Origin of the sequence: Rhizobium sp. NZLR11, from assembly GCF_019685115.1 — a bacterium.
Lineage (GTDB): Bacteria > Pseudomonadota > Alphaproteobacteria > Rhizobiales > Rhizobiaceae > Rhizobium.
Genome location: NZ_JABDWD010000040.1, coordinates 1 through 26,969 on the forward strand (window position 1 = coordinate 1; position 26,969 = coordinate 26,969).

Consider the following 26,969-nt stretch of genomic DNA (forward strand, 5'->3'; position numbering starts at 1 on the left):
CGATATTCTACGAAAGCTTCATTGCAGTGAGCCGGTTTGAAAATAATCAGCTCGCGGAAACGCGGTTGTATCCCATCGAACTTGGCCACTCCAAAAGGTTTGCCAACCGCGGTGTTCCGCGTCTTGCTCGCGGGCAGCAAGGCCGGGCCATTCTGCAACGGATCCAGGATCTGTCGACGCCATTTGGAACTGAGATCACAATCGAGAACGGCGTTGGAGTCATTGTCTGTGAATCCCGCGCCGAGCAAACGGCAGGAGAGAGGATATTTATTGCAGACTAGAGTCGCGGAGCTACAGCATCAGAGCTCCGCTATCACAAGGGACCTGGTAAGACTGTCTTTACAAGGTTCGCCCAGTATCCGATTCCGTAGGGAAGAGCCTCATCGTTGAAGTCGTATGATGGGTTATGGAGAGAAGCTGTTGAACCGTTGCCAATGAAAATCATAGCACCGGGTCGAGCTTCGAGCATGAACGCGAAGTCTTCCGATCCCATGACGGGCTCGAACTGGTCATCTACGCAGATCGGACCTACCAGATTGCGAGCGGCGCTGATGGCGAGGTTCGTCTCCTCAGGAGAGTTGGTCATGATTGGATCAAGCCTGCGGTACTTAAATTCGATCTCCGCGCCATATCCGCTTGCTATCCCGCGCGCTACGGCAGGTATTCGCGTCTCAGCCAAGTCCCGAAGCTCATGCTTCAATGTTCTGACTGTCCCGGACAACGTCGCGGTCTCGGGTATCACATTGTAGGATTCCCCCGCGTGCATCTTGGTAATCGAGACGACCAAGGATTCGAGCGGGTTCGTCGACCGAGAGACCAACGGCTGGAGGCCCACGATAATTTGGCCTGCAATCACTATGGGATCGATGTTGCGATGAGGGCTGGCAGCATGTCCTCCTTGGCCCTTGATCACGATATCAAATTCGTCCAGCGCCGCCATAAAAGGACCGTCGCAAATTGCGAACCGCCCGACATCAAGGCCTGGCGAGTTATCCATAGCAAAAACGCGGGATATTCCGAATCTATCCATAATGCCTTCTTGGACCATCCGCTGCCCGCCAAGCGCGTTTTCCTCAGCTGGCTGAAAGATCAAGGCAACGGTGCCGCCAAAATTTGGGGCTTCGGCGAGAAATTTAGCGGCACCGAGCAGCATTGCCATGTGGCCATCGTGTCCACATGCGTGCATTCTTCCAGACATTTTGGAGGACCACGGTTTGTTCGACCTTTCCTCGATGCGGACAGCATCCATCTCCGCCCTCAAGCCAATTGTCGGGCCACCACGATGATTTCCTTCAATCAGTGCAACCAAACCGGTCTCCGCAAGACCAGTCTCGATATGATTTACGCCGAACGATCGGAGTGTTCCTTCCAGGTAAGCTGCGGTTGAGTGCAAATCATAATCAAGCTCTGGATGCTGATGAAGGTGACGGCGCCACTTCGTCGCCTCCTTCACCAAGGGCCTGAAGGTTTTAAGATCGTGCATGGTGCTTTCCTTTGACTTGCGTCCCTGCCGAAATCCGGCCGGACTATGGTTCGGTTAAACCAAGCAGGGCGTCAAATTCAGAGTTTCTATACAATAAATCTTGATACGCTATGGATGACATAATGATTATTAGCGGTGCCTCGCCGGCTTTGAAGGGCGAGGCGTCTCGCGGCCACGAACGATGACTTCAAAGGTGACCAGCTCCGGCTGGAGAAAGAGCGGAAGAATCACTCTTCGTCTAAGCCAACATTAGGGCGATTGCGGCAATCTCGCCTGCCATCTTCCATCCTTGATCAACTGGCGCACTACCTTCGGAAGCAGCCCCCGGATGGCGGCAACTTCAGCCGAACGCTCATCTCGCGCATTCACCGCAAGTATTACCGACCTCGATATTGATGGGTTTATGATCTTTGCCATTCGTACAAGACCGAGTGACGTTTCCCGCTGGACCGCGGAGGGTGTCAATATAGAGTGAGCTTTACCATCTGCGACCATGTCTATGATCGTTGAGAGCGAATCTATCTCGTACCGGACATCTAAGAAGACATTGTGCATTTTTGCTGCGTCAGTCACGGCTCTCTGAACACTGGTAACATTCATGGGAACAGCCAGGGGGAAAGCGCTTAGCTGATCAAGAGAAATAACATTTTCAAAAGGGGGGCTGCCCGGAGGGATGATCAGACAGAATTCCTCTTCAGCGAGGACGTCATAATACGAACCGTCATCTTTCATGGTGTAAAAAACAGCGAGGTTGAATCGGCCCGCAACCATCATTTCTTCAATCGAACCGCTCATCCCTTCGACAATCTTTAGCGAGACTTTCGGGAAGCGCTCGTTCGCCATATTGAGTAACTCTGGTGCCATAAAGCGCGCCGGACCGGACGGCAGTGCGATGGACACTTCACCCACTGGTATCTTCGGCTTGCTGGTAAGCTCTTCCTCGGCAATACTCACCTGATTCAAAATAATGCGCGCATGGTGCAGCAATCGCGAGCCAGCCGGTGTCAGAGTGACGCCGCTACGCTCACGCACGAGTAGCTTGGTTCCTAAGCCGTCTTCCATCTCTCGGACATGAAGACTAAGCGCGCTTTGCGCGACATTCATATACTCTGCGGCTCGGGTAAATCCGCCTGCCTCGGCTATGCCAACGAAATATTTTAACTTCTTAAGATCCACTCTGGTCGTCCGTAATTCGATGAACTTCCAGTAGTATCGCAAATCGAGATGGATAGAAAGGTTTCTGTGAAATTTTGACTGCGGTCGCACTATAACTACGAGTGCTGAGTCGTTATTCTCTGCCTATTGGGCTTCCTACGGGCGACCTGGCAGCCGATCATCTGAAAAAACGATAAGCGACAGTTCCGGGTTGCCCATTCTTTCTCGGTGGCACATAAGCGACGAAACACCGGTCTCAGTCATCGAGCCCGTAAACGGTACGGTTGTTCTTGTAGAGTATCATCCTTGCGGCCTCGACGGCTTCCTCCACCGAGAGGCTTCCACCAACGACATAATCAGTGAGTGCTTTTGCTAGGTATCGTTTGCCCCACCGACCTGCAAGCCAATACAATTCCGGGATATGGTATGCATCGCTTGCAAACAGGATCTTCGAGAGCGGAACAACTTCCGTCACCTGCATATATCGCTGATATAGATTCTGATGGACATGAGGGGTCATGATCGAGAGTTCGAAGTAGCAGTTGGGGTAAAGGTGACTGAGCCACGCGGCCTTACCGACCGAGGGATAGCCAGCATGCAGCGGAATAATTTTGGGCATCCGCATCATGTTGTCGCGGTCAAACCGGACAACCTCTTCCAAGTAAAATGGGTCTTGATTTCGTAGGACCACGTCGGGAGCTTCACCGTCTCCCGCGTGAATCTGCATAGGCATGTCGCGCTTGAGGCACTCCTCCAGTGCGAGGGTGAACGTATAGCGGCGTAAATCCTTGGTAATTTCCGCGGCAGACTCGCGGTCCATATCAGGCAATTTGTTGAAAGAACTTCTGAGCGCCTCCCAGGATACTCTTGCAGGATCCCGGTCGTGCAGGGGCCGGATAAGACCAATGAACGGCAGGAGGTAAGATTTCATTCCATATGATTTCTTCCCGAAATTGCCGTTGCCATCTAAAGTCTCGTGCAGCCTTTTGATGTAGCGCTGCTCGAACTCGTCAAAGGAAATGTCGAGATGGAAAAACTCTCTCTGGATCTCTTCAATGCGGCTGATGCGGTTTGACCGGCATGGTAAAATCGCCTCCTCGAAGCGGGCAATCGCTTCGCCACCCCGATCCTCGTGGTAGCCGGTTTCGAGCATGATGTTTTCGTAATTGACGTCGCGAAACAGGCTGTTCACATACGCCCAGTAGCTCCTGCCGCGGTCATTGCGGGCCTCGATAACTGCATCCAGTATCGCCTCGCAGCCGAGGAACTGGGCCAGTTCCTTCACCAGGAACTTGATAAAAACCCCTTGGGAAATGTCTCCGGTTACCCCATCTACCTTGCCCTGAATGTCATACATTCTGTTCAGATCGTGCCTCCTGGCTTCGTCCCCGTTGAGCCACTCGGTGTAGACGCCCTTCGGAAAATATGCCGCCATTGGCATTCCCGCCAATGAGATGCGCTCCAGGTAACGCTTTGGCGTCGTGATCGCATCCTGATCGGTGATCACGTGGCAATGAGTGTCGTCGATTGGTAGCGCATCGACTGCCTCGAATATTGCCGCAAACTCAGGTTCCTGCCTCGAGAGGAACAGCGGTAGGTGCTCCAGGTGATACAAACCGCTCCGGTTTGTGCCGGTCGTCTGGGCACTGGCCCTTGAGCCGGCGTACGAGCCTTTTGGATACTCTGTCATTTGCGCCTCCTATCGTTTACAGCATGACTTTCGGGTCACAAGATTTCGAATATCTCTCTTGGAGCGGTGGTGAGGACATCGACGCCGGTGCGGGCAACCCGAAATGTTTCGCTGATTACATAGCCGAACTCTTCATCAATCCAGTTTCCAAGCATCAGGTGGAAGGTCATATTTGGTTGAAGCACGGTCATGTCGCCGTCACGCAAGCTCGCGGTCGGTTCAGTCCAGCCAATCCCATGGGCGTAGCCGCAACGGGATTCCTTCTTCAGCCCCCTTTTTTCAATTGTGCGATAAAAAGCGTTCGCAACGTCGCTGCAGGTCGCTCCTGGTCGAACGGCCGCGATCGCAGCATCAAGCCCCTCCAGCTGGATGTCATGGACCCGGCGGAGCCGATCTGACGGAGCACCTATTGAGTAGGTGCGCATGAGCGCAGCACAGTAGCCATGGCGAGATCCGGCAAGTTCGATATTGATTTGCGAACCTTGCCGGAATGAGTCTTCAGTCCAAGGGATATGACATGTTCCAGTTCGGGGCGTCGCGCAGATCGCTATTTCTTCGAGCCGCGTGCCCGGTTTGCCGTTCACGCCTCGGATCAAGACGGATGCAATCTCAGCGCAGGCATCGGCTTCGCGCACTCCAGCCCGAATGACCTCAGCGGCGCGGGCAATCGCAGCATCTGAAATTGCCGCCGCTTCCCGCATAATTTCGATCTCAAGATCGGATTTGATGAGACGAATCCAGGTGACTGCCTTCGTGCAGTCTACGACGTTGGATGCCTCCAAACGTCTTTTGAATTTCTCGGCGGTGAGGGTGGAAAGGCTGAATTCCTCAATGCCGATCCGTTTGTCTGCAAAGCCCGCTTCCTGGACGTAGTCGATAATAGCGTCGTATCCGTCCTTATCCGGGTGTGCGATCAACTCCTCTGGATAGGCAATTATTTTGTCCCTCTCCATAAAGCACTGGTGCATAGCAGCCGGGGCATCCATCCGTCGCAGAATGAAGACTGGCTCTTCCTCCGTCGCAAGAACCACTAAGGCTTGTGGCACATAGGCTGATCGAGCGGTGTAACCGGTGAGATAAGTGATGTTGTGCTGATCGGACACAACGAGCGCCTCGACATCTCGCCGCGCCATTTCAGATTTTACCAGTGTAAGACGCCGCAGATACTCGTCCCGAGGGAACGCCGGTGGTGCCTTGCTTATCGTCATGACGGTTATCCTTTATATGAACTTTTTGCTGACAGATCAGTCGCGCGCTTAAGACCAACGTTTCGAGCCACACCCGAGCGTAGGATCACGGGGTGATGGACTCCATGAGCATTCTGCTCAGGGTCGTGATGTCGTAGACCGGCAGTCCGGTGGATTGGCGAAGTGACTGAGCAATTCGGGGGAACATGGTACACTCGAGCAACAATGCCCGGATTTCAGGATGTTTCTCCCGCAACCGCTCCACGCACGAGCAGACATCCTCGCGCAGGCCACTTAGGTCTGTCCGCACCGGTGGTCGTGCCATTTCGTTTTCCCAAGTTGGCGTGTTTTCGATTCCGCCAACAACCACCCGTGAAATGTCAGCTGGATCAGACAAGCCAAGCAGTTCGGTCTCAAAATGAGTGTAATCGAAAGTCAGGGCGGCAAGCTTTGCTCCGCCGGACAACTGTCGAACAATCATTGGTGTGAGCAAGAGGGCTGACACAGCAATTGGAACGGGGACAGCAGCCGCAATTGCGGCCTGGTGCCGAATCGAAAAGCCACAGTCTGCTGTAATCGCTGTAGCTCCACGGCTGACAAGGCGCTGCGCTGCTGCGATGTAAGGTCCTTCAAGGGATGGATCACCTCGAACGACAACATCCGCCCATGCCCCGGCAACGGTCTCTCGAATGGTCGGGAACGCGAATATCGATGGGTCATGCAAGGACTCAGCCACAGGTGAGCCGTTTGGGTCAGATCCTGGCTCGAGATCCAGAATTCCAAGGATGCCGTTGCTAACCGAGGCTCGTTCTTGACACATGTTCGCACCAGTGGTTTGTGAGGGGATAGAAAACCCACGATGTCACGGGGACTGATCGCCGCCGTGTCGATCCCTGACTGGGCTGACTTCAATGAGCATTTTTGCCAGACTGACATAGTCTGCAATCATCAAGCCGGTCTCACGGCGCACGGCGTCGGCCGCGAGCGGGAAGGCAGCGCATTCGAATACAAGAGCGGCAACGTCAGGCTCACGCTTAAGCAGCGATCGTGTGGCTATCATCACATCTTCAACGATGGCTGACGCGGGTAGGTCGGGGATCGGCTCGGCCAATCGCCTCCACGTCTCAGACCCTTCGATGCCGGCTACGGCGACATCGATCTGAGTGGATGACCATCCCGCCGCGGCAAAGTGTTTGTCCCCCATCCGTGTGGCATCATAGGTGAGGATGCCGACTTTCTTGCCCTTGGGGACAGTTGTTGCAGCGAACGGCACCAAGGAGAGGCTCGACAAGGCGACCAGAACGTTTACAGCCGCTGCAAGCTTACTTTGGAATAGCGACGTGAAACCGCAGTTAGAGGTGATCGCGGACACGCCGTCGTTCTCCAGTTGTCGAGCGCAACGGATATAAGCGTCAAGAATATCCTCATCGCCGTCTATAATATTTCTCACCGTGGCCCCTGGGACCGCAGTGTGCAGGGTTGGAAACGAAAATGTATTCGGATTGCAAAGAGCCCCGGCATGGGTGATTGGCCGGTTTTCCAAAAGAAGCAGACCCAGGGTCTTTTCCACTTTCCACCTCCAAAACTGAGAACTTCGTTCTGCCTAGGGCGAGATCGTTTTTCGTGGGCAACTGGCGCTAAGCCTACGGATTCAGCGGCGTCATTTCACCTGCGTCAGCGCTGCAAGAGCCTGGCGATGGACCTGGTCGCAGCGAGAAAGGACCATTTCTTGCCAGTCCGGCCGTGCGGGGTTGTAGTGTTCCCGCGTGGCGTTCCGTATCCGCTTCCCAATCTCGGTGTTCGCCTGATCGGGGTGGTATGCGAAAAGCCAATGATCGTCGCGGAGGACTTCGCGGCCTTTGTCCGGGCTGAAGGTGCCAAACTCCAGGCACACATAGGTGTGTCGGCTGCCCAGCTCATCCTGCCAGAACTCGTCTTGCGTACCCGTGATGGCCACTGACGATGAAGTTCCCAGGTCTGGCGACGTCACCGATGGTCCAAAGATGTCGAAGGCTCGATGATAGCCCTCAAGACCCGAGGATGTTTCGGTTTGGAGCTCGCCGTAACCATAAGGCCCAAGCCCGGTGTGATAATCAATGATGATCACGTTTTGTCGCTCTGCAACTCTATAATCCCTGCAGATACTCTCAAGGATTTCCCGCGGCTCTGACGGGCGCTTGCCTCCGAAAAACATGCCTTCGGGTCGGGAATATTGCCCTTTCTTCCGCGCCGTCTGAAACGCGGCCTCGCCATGGGTCGCTCGGAATTCGGCGATCGCTTGCTCTGCCACTGCCAACTTTTCGGCTGAGAGGTCGGATGGAACGAGTTGATCTGCCAACTCGTCGTAGCCCGGATTTTCCGGCAGCGGCTTGGAGAAATTGACAAAATTCCGATTAAGATCGCATCCCTCGGCAGTGACGCGCCGATCCCAGGCAAAGCCATACGCGTTTAAGGCGTGAATTAGGAGAATGCCGACAGATCCCCCAAGGCTATCCGCCAACTGCGACCGAAGAAGGGACAGCTGCGCGGCGGATCCGCAATAGCCCTCCACACCATGCGTCCCTGCGATAGAAACAAGCAGGTTGTCAGCATCGGGGTCGCCGAGATAGGCGACATCCGTAGAAAGTGGCTGGCCTTCAGGTCCACTGTGGCTCGATCGATAAGATTGGACCTTTGTCGCGTCGAGAAAACGCGTGCGGGCTTCGAAATAGGTATCCGAAAACAGGTTCTTCATGGCGTCTTTATCACTATGGGGTGGGGGGTGCGCTTGCGCCACAGGATATGGCGCAAGCTCAGAAATCCGCGACCACTATGGCGCAGGCGAAGCACTCTATTTCCGGCTGGACAAGAACCTCACTCCACGAAGCTACGAGATGGAAACCAACTCTCGCTCGAACTGTGTCAGAGGCTCATTTCCTTCCTCGGTCACCAGGAAGGATTGCGTGATCGCAATGCCAGTGTCATCGAGCCAAAGCCCGGACATGCAGTGGAACGCCATGCCGGGCTGCAAGACCGTCTTGTCCCCCGGACGCAAGCTGACCGTACGCTCGCCCCATGTCGGCGGAAAACCAAGGCCAATCGAATAGCCGAGGCGTGCTTCCTTCTCGAAACCATGTTTTGCGATCGACCCGCGCCATACCAATTCGACCTCTTCGGCCGCCATGCCTGGACGGATGCTGCCCATCGTCGTGTTCAATCCCTCGACCACCGCCGCGGCAAGCCTGCGATAGCTGTCCGGCGGCCGGCCCAGAAATACCGTGCGCGTCATCGGGCAATGGTAGTGAAGGCGGGATCCGGCGATCTCGATGTTGAGGGGCGCGTCTTTCTTTAGAGGGTGATCGGTCCACAGGCCATGTGGTGTTCGCACGCGTTCATCGGCACAAAAATGCGGAGGGCTTGTCGTATAAACGCCACCGGCGTCGGGAAGCCCAGATATCTGCGCCTTGTATATCTCTGCAACCACGTCGCACTCGCGCACACCTGGGGCGCATTTTGCTACCGCTGCCGACATCGCAGCATCTACGATTCGACCTGCTTGGCGCATGTAGATCTGTTCTGCGCTGCTCTTCACCAACCGTACCCGATTGACCAAAAGCTCGGCATCCTCGAACCGTGCATTGGGGAGGGAATTGACAAACTCGGCGTGGATCCGGGCAGTATAATAATACGCGCCCATTTCAACGCCGACTACCCCTTTGTCGAGGCGCCGCTCCTTCAATATCTCCGATACCGGCCGAACGGGGTGTGAGGTGGTCGATTGAACGAAACTGTCTGGATACGCTCGGATGTTCTCCTCGCGCATATAGGTCGTATCGCGAGCTGAAACAGCGTCCATGAACCGGCCGATCCAGATCGGTTGATCCTCGTTGGCAGCGACGACAAGAAACAGAGGCGCATAAAACGCCCACGCGTCGAAGCCCGTCAGATAGAAGATGTTGGCCGGATCAGAAAGAATGAGAGTATCAAGTCCTGATGCCTGCATTTCCACTTTTGTAGCGGCAAGTCGCGCCTGGTACTCGGTTTCGGTAAAATAAAGGGCTGGCATAGCGGCTCCTGTTGGCTCGGGCTTGGAAAAAGTCATGCGCTTCTCGCAGCAAGAAACCTAATCCATTGGATTAAAATTTTGCTTCCACTCCCTGGTGAAAAACTTCGAATTTATCGGCTGCTCGAGCGGCTTGGCGAACACCGCGAAACAAGACGAGCGAGAGGTGGGTGGCGGGAATTCAAGACTATTCCCGCCACGGGAGGACCCTGTTTATTAAGCGGTAGCCTCAAGGACCGTATTCTGAGAGCTGCTCCTGGCGCGCCACCAAGTGACGTAAAGCGCGATCATCCATAGGATCGGCAGAAGGGTCAGCAGAGACGCCACAGCGGCCACTGTCGGATCGATTTCGTTGCGAATGTTCTCCCACATTTTCAGTGGCAACGTTCGGACCGAATATCCGCTGACCAAGGACGTCACGACCACTTCATCAAACGAATGGATGAATGCGAAGAGCGCGCCGCCAATGATCCCCGGTCGGATCAGAGGGAATGTCACCCGCATGAAAGCGGTAAAAGGCCTAGCGCCCATGCTTTTCGCTGCCTGCTCCAAGCGCCTGTCGAAATTGGCAAGAGTTGCGGAAACAATAACGACGACGTAGCTGATTGCGCCAATCGTATGGGCAAGTACGATGCCCGTCTCAGTTCCAATAAACCCTAGATTGACCAGGCCGAAGTAGCTTGCCACGCCGACGACAATGACGGGGATCGTGATCGGAGCAAGGATCACCATCGTCAGCCAGCCTCGAAGATCGGAGGCGATCCGGCTAAGGCCATAAGCTGCCAAGGTCCCTAAGACTGTCGACAGAGCCGCAACGGCCAAACCAATCTTGATGCTGGTCCAGGCCGCGCCATACCAGGCTTCATCACCGAAGAAGCTGCCATACCACTGAAGCGAGAAACCGGACGGAGGAAACTGTAGCGTCGCATCGCTGCTAAACGACATGATGATCACGACGACTTCGGGAAACAGCAGGAAGAAAATGACAAGCGTCAAGGTGAGGCTTCCAGCAAAACGCGACCATCCGCCATCGCCCTGAGCCTGATAAAGGGCCTTGGACCACTGTTTGGATCTTGAAGCGACCGAAAGCTCATTCAGATACTGCTTCACCACGCGAAGCAGGCTAAACCGTTCCATGAAACCTTTTCTCAGCTTCGGCGCGCTGTGTTGTGTTCCCGAGAGGTTTAGCCCGAATACAGAGAGCATCACGACGGCAATCGCCAGAAGGACGAATGAAGAGGCGCTGACTGAACCCATATTGAACCCGGTCGAGACCTGGGAGGCAATAAAGGTTGAGAGCATAGCATCTCCCAAGCCCCCCAACGCCGCTGGCGTGATGTAAAAGCCCAGGCAGATGACGAAGACCAGCAGCGTTCCGCTTCGAACACCCGGCATGCTCAAAGGGAAATAAACCCGCCAAAAGGCTGTCGATGGCTTCGCACCCATGCTTTTGGCAGCCGCGATCAATGATGTGTTGATACCGAGCATGACGCTCACGAGCGGCAGTATCATCATAGGCAGCATGATATGGACCATGCCGACATAGACAGCGGCGCGATTGTAAATCAGAGGGAGAGGGCTGGAAATAAGACCCCAATTCATGAGGGCGCTGTTGATCAAGCCATTGTCCCCGAGAATAACGACCCAGGAATAGGTGCGCGCCAAACCGCTTGTGAGATAGGGAATAACGACGAGAACGATCAGGACCATGCGCGCGCGCTTAGACGCTGTCGAGATCAGGTATGCCGTGGGATACCCGACCAACAAACAGATGACCGTCGCTATTGCGCTGATCTCCAGCGTCTGGAGCAGGACCCGAATGTTGGCATACTGTCCCAGGAACGAAGAATAGTTCTCAATGCTAAAATTGGGTGCGTTCAGACTTTCGAGAAAAAGCTGGACGGTTGGTACGCCGAATACAACGAGCAGAACCCCCATAGCCGGTAGCACGAGGATTATAGGAGCACGGCCAATTCTTTGAAATACTTGCATCTGTGTGCCTCCCCGGTTCATTCATCGAGCAGACGGACGTCCGCCCGAAGCCAGTCGAGACGCACCGATCCACCGGGTGCAAAGACCTCTTGGCCAAACGCCACGTGTTGGCGGACGATCAAGGATTTGTCGCCGACACGGACCTGATATTTTCTCAGCGGGCCGGCGTAGATCATTTCTTCTACTATCCCGGTGACGACCTGGCTCTGATCGAGCTCAGCTGGTGCAGGGGAATTTACCGCAGAGATCCGGACGCGCTCAGGTCGAACCATCGGTACTTTTCCGCGGAAGTTCTGATCGTTGAAGCCGAGCTCCCGTGAATCCAGAACATTTGCTTCTCCCAAGAAGTTGGCAACGAAGCGAGTAGCTGGCCGGTCATAGAGTGCTTCAGGCGTGTCCAGCTGTTCGATTTTGCCACCCCTCATAACCACAATGCGGTCCGAGAGCGTGAGCGCCTCTTCCTGGTCATGCGTGACGCAAATGGTGGTTTTCCCAAATTCGCGGTGGAGACCCTTGATCTCCCCCTGCATCTGTTCTCTGAGGTTCCTGTCCAGAGCGCCAAGTGGCTCATCCAAGAGAAGGATCGGAGGATCTGCAATAAGGGCGCGCGCAAGAGCGACGCGCTGCTGCTGACCGCCGCTGAGTTGCGAGGGCATGCGCTCACCAAATGCGTCCAGGTGAACCCGCTTGAGCATGCGTTCAACCAAAGGAGCCCGCTCGTTCGCCCTCATGCCACGCATTTCAAGGGGAAACTCAAGATTTCGTCGCACTGTCAGGTGCGGAAATAGTGCGTAACTTTGAAAGACGATGCCTTGGTCTCGGCCGTATGAAGGCACGGCTGCAACGGACTTGCCTGAGATCAGAATGTCGCCCTTCGTAGGGGACTCAAAACCCGCCAGCATCATCAGCGCCGTGGTTTTACCCGAGCCGCTTGGACCCAGAATAGTCAGAAATTCGCCTCGCCGAACCGTGAGGGAAAGCTCGGTGACCGCTGCGATCGGGCCGTACATTTTCGTGACGTCACGAAATTCAATCTGGGCGAGGGCGCGGTCTTCCAATTTCTGATCCTCGGTAGTCGCCTGTTTTGGCAGTTTCGCGACGGGGTGTTCATCCGACCGCAGGTGAGCAGACTGGGACATGCTGCCATCCTCTATTCGTGGCGCAAAGACGCCTGTGTTGCGTTGCCAATGTGCCGCCGGACGACACATTGGCTTCGAGCGTGCGCTAGTTACCGGATGACCCAATCGCTCCAGCGCTGCACAAGACGCTGGATATTCGACAGGCCGTCGGGGCCGGCCTCGGAGTACCAAGCGCCATTGAGAAGGATCGCCTTCTCAAGATACCTGGGATGGCTGGGCAACGTGAGACCAAGCTCCTCGGATATTAGCTTAAATGCGTTCCGGTTGGTGGGACCTTCCGGATAGAGCTTGGCAAAAGCAGCCTGGTTTTCGGCACGGCTTACGAATTCCACGAACTTCTGGGCATTTTCGGCATTTGGGCTGTTTTTTGGAATGACCCAGTAATCCCAAGTCATCTTCGCCTGGTTGCGATTGAGCTCCAACGCAGCGCCCTGGGCAATCGCGGAGGCTGCGCGGCCGTCATAAGACATCATGACGTCGCCGGCGCCGCTCAGCATCAGCTGTTGGATTTCGGATCCGGCCGTCCACCACTTGCGGACGTGAGGCTTGATCTTGTCAAGGCTGGCGAAGATCCGATCGATGTCCATCGGATAGATCTTGTCCGGAGCGACGCCGTCAGCCAAGAGTGCTTCTTCCCAAGGACCTTCCGAGCCGTATTGACCCGACACCAAGTATCGGACGCCCGGGAATTTCTCGGTATCCCAGAACTCCGCCCAGTTAGTGGGCCTCGCTTTGTCCGCGGGATATTTCTTGGTGTTGTAAACCAGGTTGTAGGTGTAGAAGAAAAAGCCGACGCCGAAGTCTTGTTTCACGTTCGGGACAAGTCCCTCGATATCTTCCTTTCTGAATTTCGAGTAATCTATCTTCTCCAGATAGCCTTTCTCGGCAGCTTGCAGGGCCGCACCTTGGCTCATAGGACCGACATCGATGGTGATGCTATTCGTCTTCTGCATCAGCTCGAGCTGTGCAAACTCGAAGTCTTGTGTCACTGGGATAACCTTGATGCCGGTTTCAGCTTCAAATGGTTTGGCGTAGGCTTCGATAACATATTTGCCGAGCTGCCCACCGTAGGTCAGCACTCGGACCTCGCCGGTTGTCTGTGCCGAGGCGTTAACAACAGGCGTTGCCAAAGTTGCGACGGCGATGGCGAAGGACGCCTGCATAATTCGTCTGCGGTTGATCAAAATGCTCATCTTCGTTCACCCTCTATTTTTCCTCGCCACTATTGACCAGGTTCTGAAGTTCTGCGGCAGGCAGTGTCTGGCTACGGCGCCAGGACCCTTTCAACCAAGTTCACCCAGTAGCCAACGCCGTAAGGCAAAGCATCGTCGTTGAAGTCGTATTCGGGGTTGTGGACGGAGGCTGTCGGACCGTTGCCAAGAAAGATGTAAGACCCTGGCCGCGCCTCAAGCATGTAAGCAAAGTCTTCTGATCCCATACCTGGCTTGAGGAGGTCATTGACCGAAGCGTGCCCAACGAGATCGCGTGCTGCGTCAACCGCTATCTTCGTCTCGGCGTCGTGGTTCACAGCGACCGGCTCGAGACGGCGATACGCAAAATTGATATCCGCGCCAAACCCGCCGGCGATACCCTGGGCGGCTTCGAAAATCCCTTTCTCTGCAAAGTCGCGGAGGGCGGGCGAAAGTGTCCGGACAGTCCCGCAAATAACTGCGTGCTGTGGGATGATATTATAGGCTTCTCCAGCATGGATTTTGGTCACGGAGATGACCAAGGCCTCCTGAGGATCGGTGTTCCTCGAAACCAAAGTCTGGAGGCCGAGAACGATTTGGGCGCCGATGACAATGGGATCGATGTTTTTGTGAGGCGTGGCGGCGTGGCCGCCTTTGCCCCGAACCGTTATGTCAAATTCGTCGAGCCCGGCCTGAATCGGGCCGCTGCAAATACTGAATTTGCCGACCTCCAGTCCAGGGTAGTTATGCAATCCGAAGACCTTGGAGATGCCAAAGCGGTCCATGATGCCTTCTTGCACCATCTTCTCTGCGCCCCGGCCGTCTTCTTCGGCCGGTTGAAATATAAGGGCGACCGCGCCCTTGAAATTGCGCGTTTCGGCCAGATACTTCGCCGCCGCTAGAAGCATTGCAGTATGGCCGTCATGACCACATGCATGCATTTTTCCAGGAGTTTTAGATGCCCACGGTTTGCCCGAGGCTTCCAATATTGGTAGCGCGTCCATGTCTGCACGCAGCCCAATTGTAGGACCGTCACCGAGATTTCCCTGGATTACGGCAACCACACCGGTCTGCGCTATTCCGGTTTCTATGTGGTTGATGCCGAACGAAGCCAGTTTCTCGGCAACGAAGTTTGCGGTGTCGCGGACGTCATAATCCAGCTCAGGATTCGCGTGAAGATACCGGCGCCATTCCGTCGCTTCGTCTCTAAGCTTTTCGAAGTTTTCGATGCCGCGCATCGTTTATCCTTTTTGATCTTGGATCGTTAAACGAAAAAATCCCTTGGCCGCGGATCCGCCACGATGTTCACTGAACAGGCTCCAGGCGACATGTGGGCTTGGGCGGATCATATACCCGCGATTTTTGGTTCCCTTTTTTTACCAACGTGCCTTCGCGGGCTGTCCTAGGCAAATAGAGACTCAATATAAGTGCCATCGGGAAACCAGATGGCACACTACTGGAGGGAGTCAGTTGGGGCCAAGCCTGCGGGTGTGACGCACTCCTCCCGAGGTGCCACTAGGTTTTCGAGGTCGAAGACGAGCTCCGCCCGGACTGGCTCTGTGCGCCATCGCTACACAACCGGCAGCACTATGCCGGGCAGTATCGACCAAACGTCCTTGGGGATTCTTCAGGCTGCCAATTCTGATTGGGCGAGGTGCGACGACCTCGTCGAAACGACGCTACGCAAAGCCCCCAGCAAGTTAAGGGGTACCAGGCTGATTGTGCTCGATTTTGCCCGCTGGCGCGCGGACGTGACAGGCGACAGCGCGGCCATCGGGCATTGACACCAGCGAGGGCACGTCAATGCGACAGCGGTCTTGTACGAGCGGGCAGCGCGGGTGGAATGCACACCCGCTCGGTGGGCTGACCGGGCTCGGCACTTCACCCTCGACTAGCGCCTCCAACTGAACCCTTGTGGGATCTGGTATAGGGGCGGCCGCTATGAGCGCCTCGGTATAAGGATGTATTGGGTTGGCGAATAGCGCTTCGCAAGTTGCCAATTCGACAATCCGCCCGAGGTACATGACCGCTACTCGATGACCAATATGCTCTACAACACCAAGATCGTGCGAGATGAACACGAAGGCGATCCCCGTTTCCTCCTGGAGGTCCATGAGGAGATTGAGGATTTGTGCCTGCACGGAGACGTCGAGAGCGGAGACTGCCTCGTCGGCGATGATGATTGACGGCTTGAGCGACAATGCGCGCGCAATTCCGAGCCGCTGGCGCTGACCGCCCGACAATTCCGAGGGAAGCCTATGCATGATCTCGGGCGCAAGGCCCACTTTTCGCAGGAGCTCCGCCGCAAGGTCTTCACGCTTTCTGCGGTTCAGACGCTCAAAATTCTCGACCGGTTCTGTGATAATCTGACCGGCCGTTAGCCGTGGGTTCAGCGACGAGTAGGGATCCTGGAAGACCATCTGCATGCGTCGGCGCCAGTCCCGAAGTTCGTTCTTGTTGAGACTGGCAATATCGTTTCCCTCGAGCAGGACGCGGCCACCTGTCGGGTCAACAAGCCGCATCAAGAGCCGTGCGATTGTCGACTTTCCGCATCCTGATTCGCCGACAATGCAAAGTGTTTCGCCTGCGTTGACAGTAAAGGACACATCCTCGACCGCCCGCACGACTGGTGGAACTTTATTGAAGATCCCGCCACCGAGCGGATAGTGTTTGACCAGTTTTTCGACTTGCAACAAAGGTCCAATCATGCGCTCACCACCTCTTCTGCATGCCAGCAGGCGGCTGCGTGATCGGCACCGTATTCTTTAACAGCTGGCGTTTTCTCCCGGCAAACCTCGGTCGCGAACGGACAACGCGGCGCAAAGCTGCACCCGACAATCGGCTCGCGCAAGCTCGGCACAATACCAGGAATTTCTGGTAGGCGGCGCTCTTTGCCGCGCCGTCTGTCTGGGACCGAGCGCATGAGAGCTTTTGTGTACGGATGCATGGGCCGCGCGAAGAGATCCGTGACCGTTGCCTGCTCGACGATACGGCCGGCATACATCACTATGACGCGCTGGCAGGTCTCGGCCACGACGCCTAGGTCATGGGTGATGAACATAACCGAGGTTCCCATGCGCTCCTTCAGATCGACGATCAGCCGCAGGATCTGCGCCTGAATGGTGACGTCGAGCGCCGTCGTCGGCTCGTCGGCAATCAAGAGTTCAGGTGAGCAGGCAAGTGCCATGGCAATCATGGCACGCTGGCGCATGCCGCCGGACATCTCGTGGGGATAATTGCTTACCCGCCGTTCGGGGTCCGCAATGCGGACGAGGCGCAGCATATCGACGGCCTTTGCCAGGGCCTCAGAACGGGAGGCACCGGTGTGAATTTCGACTGCCTCTGCAATCTGGCGACCGACAGTATAGACCGGATTCAGGCTCGTCATAGGATCCTGGAAGATCATCGCGATTTTATCCCCCCGGATCTTACGCATCTCCCGGTCGGGCAGATCCAAGAGATTGCGACCGTGGAAGAGGACCTCACCGCCCATCGTCTTGGCGGAGAGCTTCGGCAGAAGCCGCATAATGGACAGCGCCGTCACGCTCTTGCCACAACCGGATTCGCCGACTACGCCCAGCGTTTCCCCCTTCTTTACTTGAAAGCTAACCCCGCCGAGAGCGTGCGTGACGCTTTCTTCGCCGAAGAAGTGTGTTTCAAGATCCCGGACATCAAGGAGGATATCCCGGTCAGAATCTTTCTGAATGTGCATGTCAGCTCCGCCTTTTCGCACGAGGATCGAACAAGTCGCGGAGACCGTCCCCAAACAGATTTACCGCCAGAACCGTGATCGCAAGAAAGATACCCGGTGCGAATATGGTGAAAGGAGCAATTGAGAGGTACAGCCGAGAGCTGGAGATCATATTCCCCCAACTTGCGATTTCGGGGGGCACGCCAACGCCTAAGAAGCTCAGCCCGGCTTCGGTCATGATCGCGTCCGCACAAACAACCGCAGTTTGGACCATGAGTGGCGGTAGAGTGCTCGGAAGAATATGGCGCCACAGAATCTTCGGGAGCCGTGCTCCGCCGCAAACAGCGGCTTCGACATATGCGCGTTCACGCACACTTAGGACCACTGACCTTACCATTCTCGTCACGCTCGGAATTTGTGGGATGGCGATCGCTATAATCAGAATGCCAATTCCCGTCCCGGTGAGCGAGATGAGCGCGATTGCAAGCAAGAACGTTGGGATCGACATCAAAGCGTCCATCACGCGCATGATGACGTTGTCGAACCTTCGAATGTAGCCGGCGAGTACACCGATCAGAAGCCCGGCGGAGGCGGCCACTAGCGCCGATACCAATCCGACCGTGAGAGAGATCCGCGCGCCGTAAACGGTCCGAGCGAACACATCCCGACCCAGGTTATCCGTCCCCAACCAATATTCGGCCGAGGGGGGTTGCAGGCGGACAAACGGATCCATTTTCAACGGATCACCCGCATAAAGTGGAGCTGCGAGCGTCAGAGCGATCAGGATCACCAAGAGACCACCGCCGATTAGAACCAGCGGGTGTCTTTGAGCATGGCGGGCGAGGTATGAGACTCGAAGCCGATCCCTTTGCCCGGGGTTTCGTAACGACATAGCAAAAAACATATCAGTACCGAATCCGGGGATCGATCAGCGTATAAGTAAGATCGACCGCCAAGTTAATCAGGACGTATATTCCTGAGATGACGATTAGTACGCTTTGAATCACCGGGTAATCTCGATTGTTGATCGCATCGACTACAAGACGGCCGATTCCCGGGATATTGAATACCGTTTCGGTGAGTACGACCCCGCCAATCAGATAGGCAAAACTGAGGCCGATGACGGTGACGATAGGTGCCCCTGCATTTTTCAAAGCGTGGTGAAAAAGCATCGAGTATGACGATGCCCCCTTCGCAGCGGCCGTGCGCATGTAGTCCTCCGACAACACCTCAAGCATGCTCGCCCGCGCGATCCGAGCGATGAAGGCAATATAGGGAAGACTTAGCGCAACAGTCGGGAGAATGAGATGAGCAAACCATGGCCGTAGGCCTAGGCCGATCGGCGCATAGCCTTGAACCGGGAGCAGTCGCGTCTGGATAGCAAACACATAAATGAGGAAATAGCCGACTACGAAAACCGGAAGAGAGTAACCGAGTGCCGAAAATACCGTCAGAGCACGATCGACCAGACCTCCAGCTCGCCAAGCAGCAAGGATGCCAAACGTCACTCCACCCGCGACGGAAAGGAACAATGTCAAGAGCGACACTGATAGGGTTGGCTCCAACCGCTGTGTCATAAGTTGAAGGACCGGACGCCCAGCGAAGACCGAGGTACCTAAATCGCCGCGCAGAATGTTTTGTGCCCATTGTCCGAACTGTACCGGCAGCGGTTCGTTAAGCCCCAGTTGTACTCGGACGTTGGCGACCATCTGCTCGCTAGCAGTCGGCCCGGCAATGATGGCTGCTGGATCTCCAGGCGTTAGCCTGATGAGAAGGAAGATTAATATCCCGACCATCGCCATGACGACGATGGCCGAGATCAATCTGCGAAGGGTGTAGTAGACCAAAAGACTCACCCCTTTTGCATATTCCACATGGGAACATTGCCGGTCTTCAGCCCAACAAGGCCGGTCAAGTCCTTCCGATGAGCAACGGGTGATATAACCTGGCCCAAGGCTACCAAGCTCGCGTAATTCCACCAAGCCTGCTGCATGTCGCGAGCAAGTTCTTGACGTTCTTCAAGCGTTTCGACGTCGGGCCATTTGGCGCGCAAGGCCTCGTATTCAGCTGATTCAGGCCAGCCGAACCAACTTTCCTCTCCGTTCATGGCCATCCAGGCCGCAGTCGTCGGATCGCCGAACTGAAAATCAGTTGCGGAGGAAATAAAGATGCTCCAACCGCCTTCGTCGACGGAGTCCTTCTTGGCTCTCCGGGCAACAAGGCCAGCCCAGTCAGTCGACGCCAGCTCCGCATTGATCCCAATCTTGCGCATTTCCGATGCGAGTAGAAGCGAAGCATTATGTGCTTCTCCCCAGTCGGTGGGATCAAGGATAACGACCTTCTCGCCAGCGTAACCTGCCTCCGTAAAAAGCCGCTTGGCAGCCTCCGGGTCACCACCCTCCTTGTACCAATCCGTGTTCGCATCGTTTGTATAAGCCGTACCGGTACCGAAAAGCGATTTAACGGGACGACTGTATTGCGGCGATGGATTGATGACGCGAAGAAACGCCTCCTGGTTGATGAGATGCAGCATCGCCTGCCGCGCCTTGACGTTGTTAAACGGCTTTTGCAGGCAGTTCATGCGGAGGAAATAGTTGTAACCGGATTTGTACAGGTCCTCGAGCACAAGGTTCGGATCACTCTCGATCACCGGGTAAAGATCGGCTGGAGGCGCGCCCAGGAAGTCGATCTCTCCGGCCTGCAAGGCCGAAATGGCCGTCTGCTGATCCGGGAAGTCGCTCCAGATGACACGACTGACTCTGGCGACCTTTCCACCCGCAAGTCCGTCAGAGGGCTCGCTGCGGGGAACATACTCTTCAAACTTGTCGAACGTAATGTTAGCCCCGGGTACGAAAAGCTCTTCGTTGAACTTGAATGGCCCCGATCCGACGTGGGCGGTAACAGCTTCACTCGGCGGGCGATTTGCATCCTTTTCGCGCATGATGAACAGCGGGTAGGTGCTGACTTGTGCCAATTGATCAATCAGCAAACCAAGCGGCTCTTTCAGGGTGATGATAAAGGTTTTATCGTCCTTTTTGGAAACATCCTGCGCCCGCTGCTTCACCAGACTCCCGCCTGGTGTTTGGAACCAACGCCGAATTGAGGCAACACAATCGGCAGCCGTAACCGGCGTGTGATCGTGCCAGCTCAGTCCGTCTCGAAGCTGGAAAGTGTAAGTCCTCTTGTCGTCCGAAGCGCTCCAATCCCCGATCATTTGCGGCTTTGGCACGAGCTTTGAATTGAGGCCGAAGAGCATATCGTAGACACCAAAGGCGTAATCGCCGATATCTACGTCCGTCGTCGTGTAAGGATCGAAGGCCTGCGGCACGCCGTGGGACCATTTCACTGGTTCGCCTCCGGTGGATGCCTGTGCGCGGAGCAGGGAAGGGAACGACGCTGCCGCTGCCATGGCCATGCTCGCTTTCAGTACGTTTCTCCGAGAGATCTTCATTGTCTAAGTTCCCCTACTTGTTTTTGATTTCATCGTGACCGTGATTGAATAGCGCTAGCTTTAACGACGAAGACTAAGGTGTCGTTGAGCGGTGTTGATGGCGCGCCTCTCTCCGCCGGGCAAACTGGCTACACGGAATGGAATTGACAAATAGAGTTTCGATATGTGGTCATATCGAAACCAGATCGTTGAACATTTCGAGGGCTTGCTTAGTCGTTTCGAACGCCAGCTTCGTCTTGCGACAGAGCTCTAGCCGTAGGCCTTGGTCTCCTGAGACGCGATAAAAGTCGCTGCGGTGACCTAGGATGACATGGCCCGTTAGACGGGCCATGCTACGTTGTCGTTCGCCTCGAGCTATCTGCACGATTGAGTTGATCAAGGATCCAAGCCTGGCGGAATGCGGCTTCTTCCACTACTGCGGGTCCGTGTGAAAATCCGGAGTGACCGCCGAGCATGCGGGTCCTAAAGACGAGCGCAGGGTCGCGGTTGGGCGTGCAGGAGCGGCGCTGTGCGACATACCTCGCAGGTTGGTGATATAGTACCTGACTGTCATCGAGCGCGGCGTCAATGTAAGTTGGCGGGAGTGGTCTACCAGCGTCAAGGTTGTAGTATGGGTCGTACGTCCGCATGTAACTGTACTCGTCCGGAGCGCGCGGGTCTCCGTATTCCGCCGTCTCCGCCAACGCGAACGGCATGTTGAAGTCCAGCTCGGTGTCGATGATGTCGGCAACTGGAACTTCCGCGATCACAGCCCGAAATAGATCAGGTCGCAATGCGGCCGCAGCCAACACGGTACCTCCACCAGCACTTTTTCCCTCGATGATAATTCCGTCGCGCGAAGCATAGCCCTGCTCAACGAGAGCCTCGGCACATCTGATCAAATCTGTGTAAGTGACGGTCTTTCGATCACGAATGGCCGCATCATACCAGCGACGCCCGAACTCTCCGCCCCCCCGGACATGCACGATTCCAAAGGCAATCCCCCGATCAAGAAGGCTTAAACGCTCATCCAGGCATGAGGGTGCGGAGAAGAAGGAAGGCCACCTTGTCGTGCCATAACAGCCATAGACGTTCAGGAGAACGGGTCCGCTAGGCCGCCGGTCCCGGCGCGAGATCAGTGAAATCGGCACCTGTACCCCGTCTTCGGCATTCGCCATGATGGTCGTTGCAACGTATTGAGAGGCGTCGTAGCCCGGGACCTTGGCTTGATAAACGATTTTCGATCGGCCGCTTTTCATATCGTGTTCGGTGAATGTGTCCGGCCTAATAAACGAACTGGCGGAGTAGATCAGCTGTGAGCTGCAGAAGCGATGCCGCGCCACCGAGTAAGAGCCTCCTGCCGAAACGCCGACTTTCAACGTGCACGTGCTCGCCTCGGGAACGATGACAGATTTAACCTCTCCAGTTCGCCCATATACGACAAGCCGAGGTCTAAGGTTTTCTCTCTCAAGGGAAACCAGATCCCAATCGAACACGTGAACTTCCTCTAGCGTCACTCCTGCTCGATAAGGAACAAACTCTTTCCACTGCGACGGCGAAGGGTCGTCTGTTGGCGCGCTCACCATTCGCCAGTCCGGGCCATTGTCGTCTACACGGAACAGGAACCTATCGTTCCAATGTTCAGCATAAATCTTGTGTCCTAGATCGCGTGCCACGATCCGGCGCCACTTCCCTTTCGGACTGTTCGACGCGAGACACCACACTTCCGCGGCACCTCGTTGAACGCGCAGCGTGTTGTCACAACCGGGGACCACGTTGAGAAACAGCCAAGCGCCGCTGTGCGATCGCCGAACCACTACCGCCAGCCGCTCGTTGGATTCTTCGAAGACAACCTCGGATTTGCTGGCCTCCACATCGAAACGAACGATCCGATCATGCTGGCGCCTGTCACTGCGCTCCTGTGAGAAGAAGAGTGATTGGCTGTCGGCGGCCCAGACTGCCTGTCCTACCCTTGCCGGGCCTCGCCACACTTCTTGGCCGCTAGAAACATCCCGCACCCTAAGTTCGAAACCCTCATCGCCAACGACATCAAAACTATACGCTAGATACCGTCCGTCATCGCTTGGTTCGAAAATGCCAAGCGTGAAGAAGACAGCGGCGCCGGGAATCAAATTTGGGTCCAGTACAAGTTCGTCAGGGCCTCCTGCTACTGGCCGGCGCCACCATGCCGGATGAGGCAGGCCATCTTCCTGCATCCGAAAATACTCGAAGGGACCCACTGTCAAAACAGGATGACTACCGCCGCCGGCTTTACGCGCTTTAATTTCGGCAACCAGTTGATGTTTGATCTCCGCCAGGTGGGCTGTCGCCTGTTCCGAGTAACGGTTCTCTGCTTCAAGATACTGGAGCACATCGGGGTCTTCGCGATTGCGAAGCCAGCCGAACTTATCAGTCGTGACATCTTCATGAAGGACGCGGATTCGCGCCTCGGCGCGGGGAAGCGGCGGGTGCAAAATTTGCTCTCCCATCATTTCTCCTCAGACAGGAGACGTATGGGGACGATGACCCCGGCTTTACGCCAATAGTTTGCAGTTTTCATTGATGTGCCTCCCATTGAGCGTTGAGTTGTCAGCTAGCCTAGCTAGCGGATCTCCGCATCTCCTGATGTTGTAGAGCCAGAAACAGTGCAGCTTAGGACTGGTTCGTTGCTGAAAATTGGAGAACTCTTTCAGACTTGGCAAATATCAAATCGATATTCCAGCCATCGATAAGCAAGATGGGCTGAATTCCGCGGGGGCTCCTTGCCTGAAACAACACCTGTGCGAAAGGCTCTCGTGCGTTTTTGAATGTGCCACCCATGGCCCGGGACAGGATCATGTTTGAGGGCTACGGCCGGCAGCCGAAAGTCAGCACAATCCTTGTGAGTCACTCAAGGGCCACCATGCAACGTGGCATCAAGGCTTGTGTGGCGCAGGCGCTTAGTCAGGTCCGGTCGACGTGCCGGTTGCTCCTCTTCGACTTTGTGAGATTTACGACATTTGGGTGCGAAAGCGACAGCCAAGTACAACTATTTACGGCGGCGACGCGGGAAACACGTGGCTTTGGAGCCTCATTTCGCGGAACATCATCGTTGGCACGCCGATTGCAACAGTCATGTGGCCCGGTCAGAGCACTGAGCGCAAATGCCGATAGATACATAGCGAATCGAGGAAGGCTGCCAATTAAACGGCGTTTTGTCCTCGTGTTCTTTCGTTGGAGTATGACCATGCTAATAGCCGTCGTGTGTAATAGCGAATTCACGGGCGTAATTAACCAGTTCGGTCAGCCATATCCGCAGCCGCCGCAACCGTGGCCGCCGGAGGGACGAATAGTTGACAATGTGCTGGCGGCGCTGCGAGAAGGCGGCCACGAGACGCTGCTGTGTCAAGGTAATAAAACACTACTCGCTGCGCTTGAGCAGTTCATGCCACCCGATCCGCTAACCGGCCGCCCCTCGGGAATGGTCTTCAACTTGGCCGAAGGGATTCAGGGCGAGTACCGTTTCACCCACGTTCCAGGAATGCTCGAAATGGCTGGTGTTCCGTATACCGGATCTAGTCCGCTTGGGCATGGGCTGACGGACGATAAAGTCATCAGCAAGATGCTCATGCGCGATAGTGGCGTGCCAACGCCGAACTTTCGCGTCATGCGTCGCGGCACCGAGAGCACCGGCGATCTGCAATTTCCGTTAGTAGTGAAGCCGCGTCACGAGGACAACAGCTTCGGGCTGCGAGTCGTCCATGACGAAGCGCAACTTAGGCTGGCAATCGAAATGATCGACGCTCAGTATGCCCAAGATTCGCTCGTGGAAGAATACATCGAGGGGCGGGAAATCAACGTAGCGCTGCTTGGAAACGAAGATCTCGAGGTGTTTCCTCTCGTGGAGCACGATCTCGCCCAGCTCGACACCAAAATTTTGACTTGGGAAGCGAAGTACCTGACGGCCGCGCAGCCACCAAAGATTTGCCCGGCGATAATCGGGAGCAGACTTGCGGCATTACTGAGGGATATTTCAATTGCTACGTTCCATGCTTGCCAGTGCCGCGATTATGCCCGCGTAGATCTTCGGATTGATCGTTCCGGCAAACCTTTTATTCTAGAAATCAACTCAATGCCGGGTCTCAGCAGGAGCTCCCCTTATGTACTAGCCGCGATGGCTGCGGGACACAGCTACTCGAGTTCGATCAATGGCATCCTTGATGTCGCCCACAAGCGGTATTTTGGAAATGCAATCCAATAGGATTCAACCGCTGATCCAAAAGACGCCGACCGGCACCTCAGAGAAGGTGCACGCGCATCGATTGCAGCCGCTTGCGATACGGTCCTAGCCTCTCGCTAGCGCGGGCTTGATCCGGAAGGCTGGCGGAAACCTCCGCCAGCCCTTCGCCCGTCACACATGACATGCGAGCCCCCCGCGTTTCGCACCGAATATCCTGCTGCCTCGCAGCATCGCCCGTTGGATGAGAGCTCAAGAGATATGCGGCATGAAAAATCGGTTTCAGTCACTTCGACAGCGTTCACCCCGCTCCGAAATAAGGTGTTCCGTTCAATCTGGACGGCCACACAAATCGCAAGCCTCGGATGGCTCATCCAGACGACAGCAATCAGCTGGCTGATAGCCACGACCTCCGCTTCCGATGTGATGGTCGCGCTAAATGCTCATCGGGCATTGTTTGATCGCGTTTTCTTCGCTGATGCTGGCCATATCCGTTGCACTGGGTTTCGTTAGTCCTTGGCTGATATTAGGGCTAGGCTTTCCTTGGGGGATACGGTTTCGCGGTGAATGATCCCGCTTGGCACGCCTCTGTAGGCGACATTCTCGAGAAGCGTGACGTTCCGGCGGCGGTCACATCGATGTCGGTTGGGTATAACATTGTTGGAACGGAAGGGCCGGCAATCGGGGCCAATTCTTGCTTTTTGGGATCCCTTACCGCAATCGTGTTAGCGTTCTCAGCAATCTAGTGTCGCTTGCTGCGGTATCGCGCTCAAAATGGCACGTGAACTCTTCCTCGCTCCTTCTGAGCGGGTTCTAACAGCTATTCAAGATGGGCTGCGCTTTACCGCAATGCCTCGGAACAGTTTGAGCTGAACATCATCGGCATCATGGCGCATTGCGCAGAGTCCCACGCTGGCGTTGACGCCACCACAATGTCGGGAGCCTTTATTAACGAGGTTCAAAAGGTGGTGTCACGCGAGATGCCCGTCGATGACGGTGCGATCATCACCATCGGCACCATCCACGGGGGCAAGGCGACAAATATCATCTGCCCTCGGTCGTGATGACAGGAACGATCCGGACCAGCAGTCCTGAGCGTCGATGCCTACTCGTCCAGCGAGTTCGCTAAGTGGCCGAGGGTGTGGCCGAATCGCCGAGGGTGGAATTTAGCTCTCAGTCCGGCGAACCCCCCGTCTTCAATGATGCAGGCATGGTGGAGCGTTTTCGCCAGATCGTTGTCCGATCAGCCGGCGAATATAAGTATGTGCAGGTAAAACCGATCTGTGGCGGCGACGACTCCGGATTCTACTCTGGCTGCGTGCCTTCAATCTACTTTCAATTTGGCAGCAGGGATCCCGGAAACGAAACGGGGGTGCACACACCAACCTTCGGAGCATCGGATGGACTAATCGTTCCCACAACCGAGATGATTACATACTGTTGGGAGCTCCTGCATAACTCGTCTCCCCCACCATAGGCGCTAAAGTCATCACCGGTTGTTCGTGTTCTCGGCGAGTAGAAATGGTGTTATCTTCCAGCAAATTAAGTCGGCGGCTTGATGAAGTATGGCTGTCGTCTGATCACGGCTGGGCGAAGCGGCGATGATATGTCCGATCAAATCTAGGTAATCGCCCTTTCTGACAATTGGTGTGTTGGGATGAACATACATCTTGACCTCGGCGATGCCCGGTATAGCGGCTGCACGATTGGCGCCCTCGATTCCATCGAGCATGCCGTCGCGATCAGGAACCAGG

Annotated in this window: 21 protein-coding genes and 3 pseudogenes; 5 read left to right on the top strand and 19 right to left on the bottom strand. The window is 55.5% G+C overall.

Going from position 1 to position 26,969, the window contains the following annotated elements; genetic code table 11:
* Nucleotides 1-281, top strand: a pseudogene (locus HJB83_RS33090) (hypothetical protein); the annotation flags it as partial.
* Between the two features lie 32 nt (nt 282-313).
* Here the strand turns inward: HJB83_RS33090 and HJB83_RS33095 are convergent.
* From HJB83_RS33095 to HJB83_RS33180, 18 genes are all read right to left on the bottom strand, one after another.
* Nucleotides 314-1,483: a M20 aminoacylase family protein gene (locus tag HJB83_RS33095; protein WP_221140424.1), complete on the bottom strand. Its 1,170-nt coding sequence runs from the start codon at nt 1,481-1,483 to the stop codon at nt 314-316.
* A 249-nt stretch (nt 1,484-1,732) separates the two neighbouring features.
* Nucleotides 1,733-2,659, bottom strand: coding sequence for a LysR family transcriptional regulator (locus HJB83_RS33100; protein WP_164049423.1), 927 nt, complete (start codon nt 2,657-2,659; stop codon nt 1,733-1,735).
* 235 nt (nt 2,660-2,894) lie between these two features.
* A complete protein-coding gene (locus tag HJB83_RS33105; RefSeq protein WP_221140423.1) occupies nt 2,895-4,328 on the bottom strand; it encodes an amidohydrolase family protein in 1,434 nt (477 codons plus the stop codon).
* 35 nt (nt 4,329-4,363) lie between these two features.
* Entirely contained in the window at nt 4,364-5,536 is a 1,173-nt protein-coding gene (locus HJB83_RS33110; protein WP_221140421.1) for a Xaa-Pro peptidase family protein, read from the bottom strand.
* A gap of 85 nt (nt 5,537-5,621) precedes the next feature.
* Nucleotides 5,622-6,239 carry a hypothetical protein gene (locus HJB83_RS33115; RefSeq protein ID WP_246638994.1) on the bottom strand — a complete coding sequence of 206 codons (618 nt, stop codon included), beginning with the start codon at nt 6,237-6,239 and terminating at the stop codon, nt 5,622-5,624.
* A 138-nt stretch (nt 6,240-6,377) separates the two neighbouring features.
* The gene (locus HJB83_RS33120; protein ID WP_221140417.1) at nt 6,378-7,085 is read right to left on the bottom strand and encodes a hypothetical protein; all 708 of its coding nucleotides are present in this window, start codon (nt 7,083-7,085) and stop codon (nt 6,378-6,380) included.
* A 90-nt stretch (nt 7,086-7,175) separates the two neighbouring features.
* Nucleotides 7,176-8,249: a DUF2817 domain-containing protein gene (locus tag HJB83_RS33125; RefSeq protein ID WP_221140415.1), complete on the bottom strand. Its 1,074-nt coding sequence runs from the start codon at nt 8,247-8,249 to the stop codon at nt 7,176-7,178.
* A 132-nt stretch (nt 8,250-8,381) separates the two neighbouring features.
* Nucleotides 8,382-9,596 (bottom strand): Xaa-Pro peptidase family protein, encoded by a 1,215-nt coding sequence (locus tag HJB83_RS33130; protein ID WP_246638993.1) that lies wholly within the window; start codon nt 9,594-9,596, stop codon nt 8,382-8,384.
* Nucleotides 9,597-9,773: 177 nt separating this feature from the next.
* Nucleotides 9,774-11,549 carry an ABC transporter permease subunit gene (locus HJB83_RS33135; protein WP_221140413.1) on the bottom strand — a complete coding sequence of 592 codons (1,776 nt, stop codon included), beginning with the start codon at nt 11,547-11,549 and terminating at the stop codon, nt 9,774-9,776.
* Between the two features lie 17 nt (nt 11,550-11,566).
* Entirely contained in the window at nt 11,567-12,688 is a 1,122-nt protein-coding gene (locus HJB83_RS33140) for an ABC transporter ATP-binding protein (protein WP_221140411.1), read from the bottom strand.
* An 89-nt stretch (nt 12,689-12,777) separates the two neighbouring features.
* The gene (locus HJB83_RS33145; RefSeq protein ID WP_221140409.1) at nt 12,778-13,881 is read right to left on the bottom strand and encodes a polyamine ABC transporter substrate-binding protein; all 1,104 of its coding nucleotides are present in this window, start codon (nt 13,879-13,881) and stop codon (nt 12,778-12,780) included.
* Between the two features lie 71 nt (nt 13,882-13,952).
* On the bottom strand, nt 13,953-15,116 hold the full coding sequence (locus HJB83_RS33150; protein ID WP_221140407.1) for a M20 aminoacylase family protein: 1,164 nt from the start codon (nt 15,114-15,116) through the stop codon (nt 13,953-13,955).
* Nucleotides 15,117-15,578: 462 nt separating this feature from the next.
* Nucleotides 15,579-16,586 (bottom strand): ABC transporter ATP-binding protein, encoded by a 1,008-nt coding sequence (locus HJB83_RS33155; RefSeq protein WP_221140405.1) that lies wholly within the window; start codon nt 16,584-16,586, stop codon nt 15,579-15,581.
* The gene (locus HJB83_RS33160) at nt 16,583-17,590 is read right to left on the bottom strand and encodes an ABC transporter ATP-binding protein (RefSeq protein WP_221140396.1); all 1,008 of its coding nucleotides are present in this window, start codon (nt 17,588-17,590) and stop codon (nt 16,583-16,585) included. Before HJB83_RS33160 ends, HJB83_RS33155 begins: the two co-directional genes overlap by 4 nt.
* A 1-nt stretch (nt 17,591) precedes the next feature.
* Entirely contained in the window at nt 17,592-18,461 is an 870-nt protein-coding gene (locus HJB83_RS33165) for an ABC transporter permease (protein WP_221140624.1), read from the bottom strand.
* 13 nt (nt 18,462-18,474) lie between these two features.
* Nucleotides 18,475-19,416 carry an ABC transporter permease gene (locus tag HJB83_RS33170; RefSeq protein ID WP_221159839.1) on the bottom strand — a complete coding sequence of 314 codons (942 nt, stop codon included), beginning with the start codon at nt 19,414-19,416 and terminating at the stop codon, nt 18,475-18,477.
* A gap of 5 nt (nt 19,417-19,421) precedes the next feature.
* The gene (locus HJB83_RS33175; protein ID WP_221140393.1) at nt 19,422-21,020 is read right to left on the bottom strand and encodes an ABC transporter substrate-binding protein; all 1,599 of its coding nucleotides are present in this window, start codon (nt 21,018-21,020) and stop codon (nt 19,422-19,424) included.
* 332 nt (nt 21,021-21,352) lie between these two features.
* Nucleotides 21,353-23,488 (bottom strand): prolyl oligopeptidase family serine peptidase, encoded by a 2,136-nt coding sequence (locus HJB83_RS33180; RefSeq protein WP_221140391.1) that lies wholly within the window; start codon nt 23,486-23,488, stop codon nt 21,353-21,355.
* Nucleotides 23,489-24,225: 737 nt separating this feature from the next.
* On the opposite strand from HJB83_RS33180, the gene HJB83_RS33185 reads away from it, so the two are divergent.
* The 4 genes and pseudogenes from HJB83_RS33185 to HJB83_RS34470 all read left to right on the top strand — a co-directional run bounded on the left by HJB83_RS33185 (nt 24,226) and on the right by HJB83_RS34470 (nt 26,692).
* Nucleotides 24,226-25,239 (top strand): ATP-grasp domain-containing protein, encoded by a 1,014-nt coding sequence (locus HJB83_RS33185; protein WP_221140389.1) that lies wholly within the window; start codon nt 24,226-24,228, stop codon nt 25,237-25,239.
* Nucleotides 25,240-25,476: 237 nt separating this feature from the next.
* Nucleotides 25,477-26,067: pseudogene (locus HJB83_RS33190) on the top strand (MFS transporter); the annotation flags it as partial.
* Nucleotides 26,068-26,102: 35 nt separating this feature from the next.
* Complete coding sequence (locus HJB83_RS34465) at nt 26,103-26,279, top strand: hypothetical protein (protein ID WP_246638992.1); 177 nt, start codon at nt 26,103-26,105, stop codon at nt 26,277-26,279.
* Between the two features lie 146 nt (nt 26,280-26,425).
* The gene (locus tag HJB83_RS34470; protein WP_246638991.1) at nt 26,426-26,692 is read left to right on the top strand and encodes a hypothetical protein; all 267 of its coding nucleotides are present in this window, start codon (nt 26,426-26,428) and stop codon (nt 26,690-26,692) included.
* 12 nt (nt 26,693-26,704) lie between these two features.
* Here the strand turns inward: HJB83_RS34470 and HJB83_RS33200 are convergent.
* Nucleotides 26,705-26,969 (bottom strand): annotated as a pseudogene (locus HJB83_RS33200) (hypothetical protein); the annotation flags it as partial.

Coding starts and splice junctions, on each gene's coding strand:
- HJB83_RS33095 (WP_221140424.1), bottom strand. CDS start 1,483: ATGCACGATCTTAAAACCTTCAGGCCCTTGGTGAAGGAGGCGACGAAG.
- HJB83_RS33105 (WP_221140423.1), bottom strand. CDS start 4,328: ATGACAGAGTATCCAAAAGGCTCGTACGCCGGCTCAAGGGCCAGTGCC.
- HJB83_RS33110 (WP_221140421.1), bottom strand. CDS start 5,536: ATGACGATAAGCAAGGCACCACCGGCGTTCCCTCGGGACGAGTATCTG.
- HJB83_RS33125 (WP_221140415.1), bottom strand. CDS start 8,249: ATGAAGAACCTGTTTTCGGATACCTATTTCGAAGCCCGCACGCGTTTT.
- HJB83_RS33130 (WP_246638993.1), bottom strand. CDS start 9,596: ATGACTTTTTCCAAGCCCGAGCCAACAGGAGCCGCTATGCCAGCCCTT.
- HJB83_RS33135 (WP_221140413.1), bottom strand. CDS start 11,549: ATGCAAGTATTTCAAAGAATTGGCCGTGCTCCTATAATCCTCGTGCTA.
- HJB83_RS33140 (WP_221140411.1), bottom strand. CDS start 12,688: ATGTCCCAGTCTGCTCACCTGCGGTCGGATGAACACCCCGTCGCGAAA.
- HJB83_RS33145 (WP_221140409.1), bottom strand. CDS start 13,881: ATGAGCATTTTGATCAACCGCAGACGAATTATGCAGGCGTCCTTCGCC.
- HJB83_RS33150 (WP_221140407.1), bottom strand. CDS start 15,116: ATGCGCGGCATCGAAAACTTCGAAAAGCTTAGAGACGAAGCGACGGAA.
- HJB83_RS33155 (WP_221140405.1), bottom strand. CDS start 16,586: ATGATTGGACCTTTGTTGCAAGTCGAAAAACTGGTCAAACACTATCCG.
- HJB83_RS33160 (WP_221140396.1), bottom strand. CDS start 17,590: ATGCACATTCAGAAAGATTCTGACCGGGATATCCTCCTTGATGTCCGG.
- HJB83_RS33165 (WP_221140624.1), bottom strand. CDS start 18,461: ATGTCGTTACGAAACCCCGGGCAAAGGGATCGGCTTCGAGTCTCATAC.
- HJB83_RS33175 (WP_221140393.1), bottom strand. CDS start 21,020: ATGAAGATCTCTCGGAGAAACGTACTGAAAGCGAGCATGGCCATGGCA.
- HJB83_RS33180 (WP_221140391.1), bottom strand. CDS start 23,488: ATGGGAGAGCAAATTTTGCACCCGCCGCTTCCCCGCGCCGAGGCGCGA.
- HJB83_RS33185 (WP_221140389.1), top strand. CDS start 24,226: ATGCTAATAGCCGTCGTGTGTAATAGCGAATTCACGGGCGTAATTAAC.
- HJB83_RS34465 (WP_246638992.1), top strand. CDS start 26,103: ATGGCGCATTGCGCAGAGTCCCACGCTGGCGTTGACGCCACCACAATG.
- HJB83_RS34470 (WP_246638991.1), top strand. CDS start 26,426: ATGGTGGAGCGTTTTCGCCAGATCGTTGTCCGATCAGCCGGCGAATAT.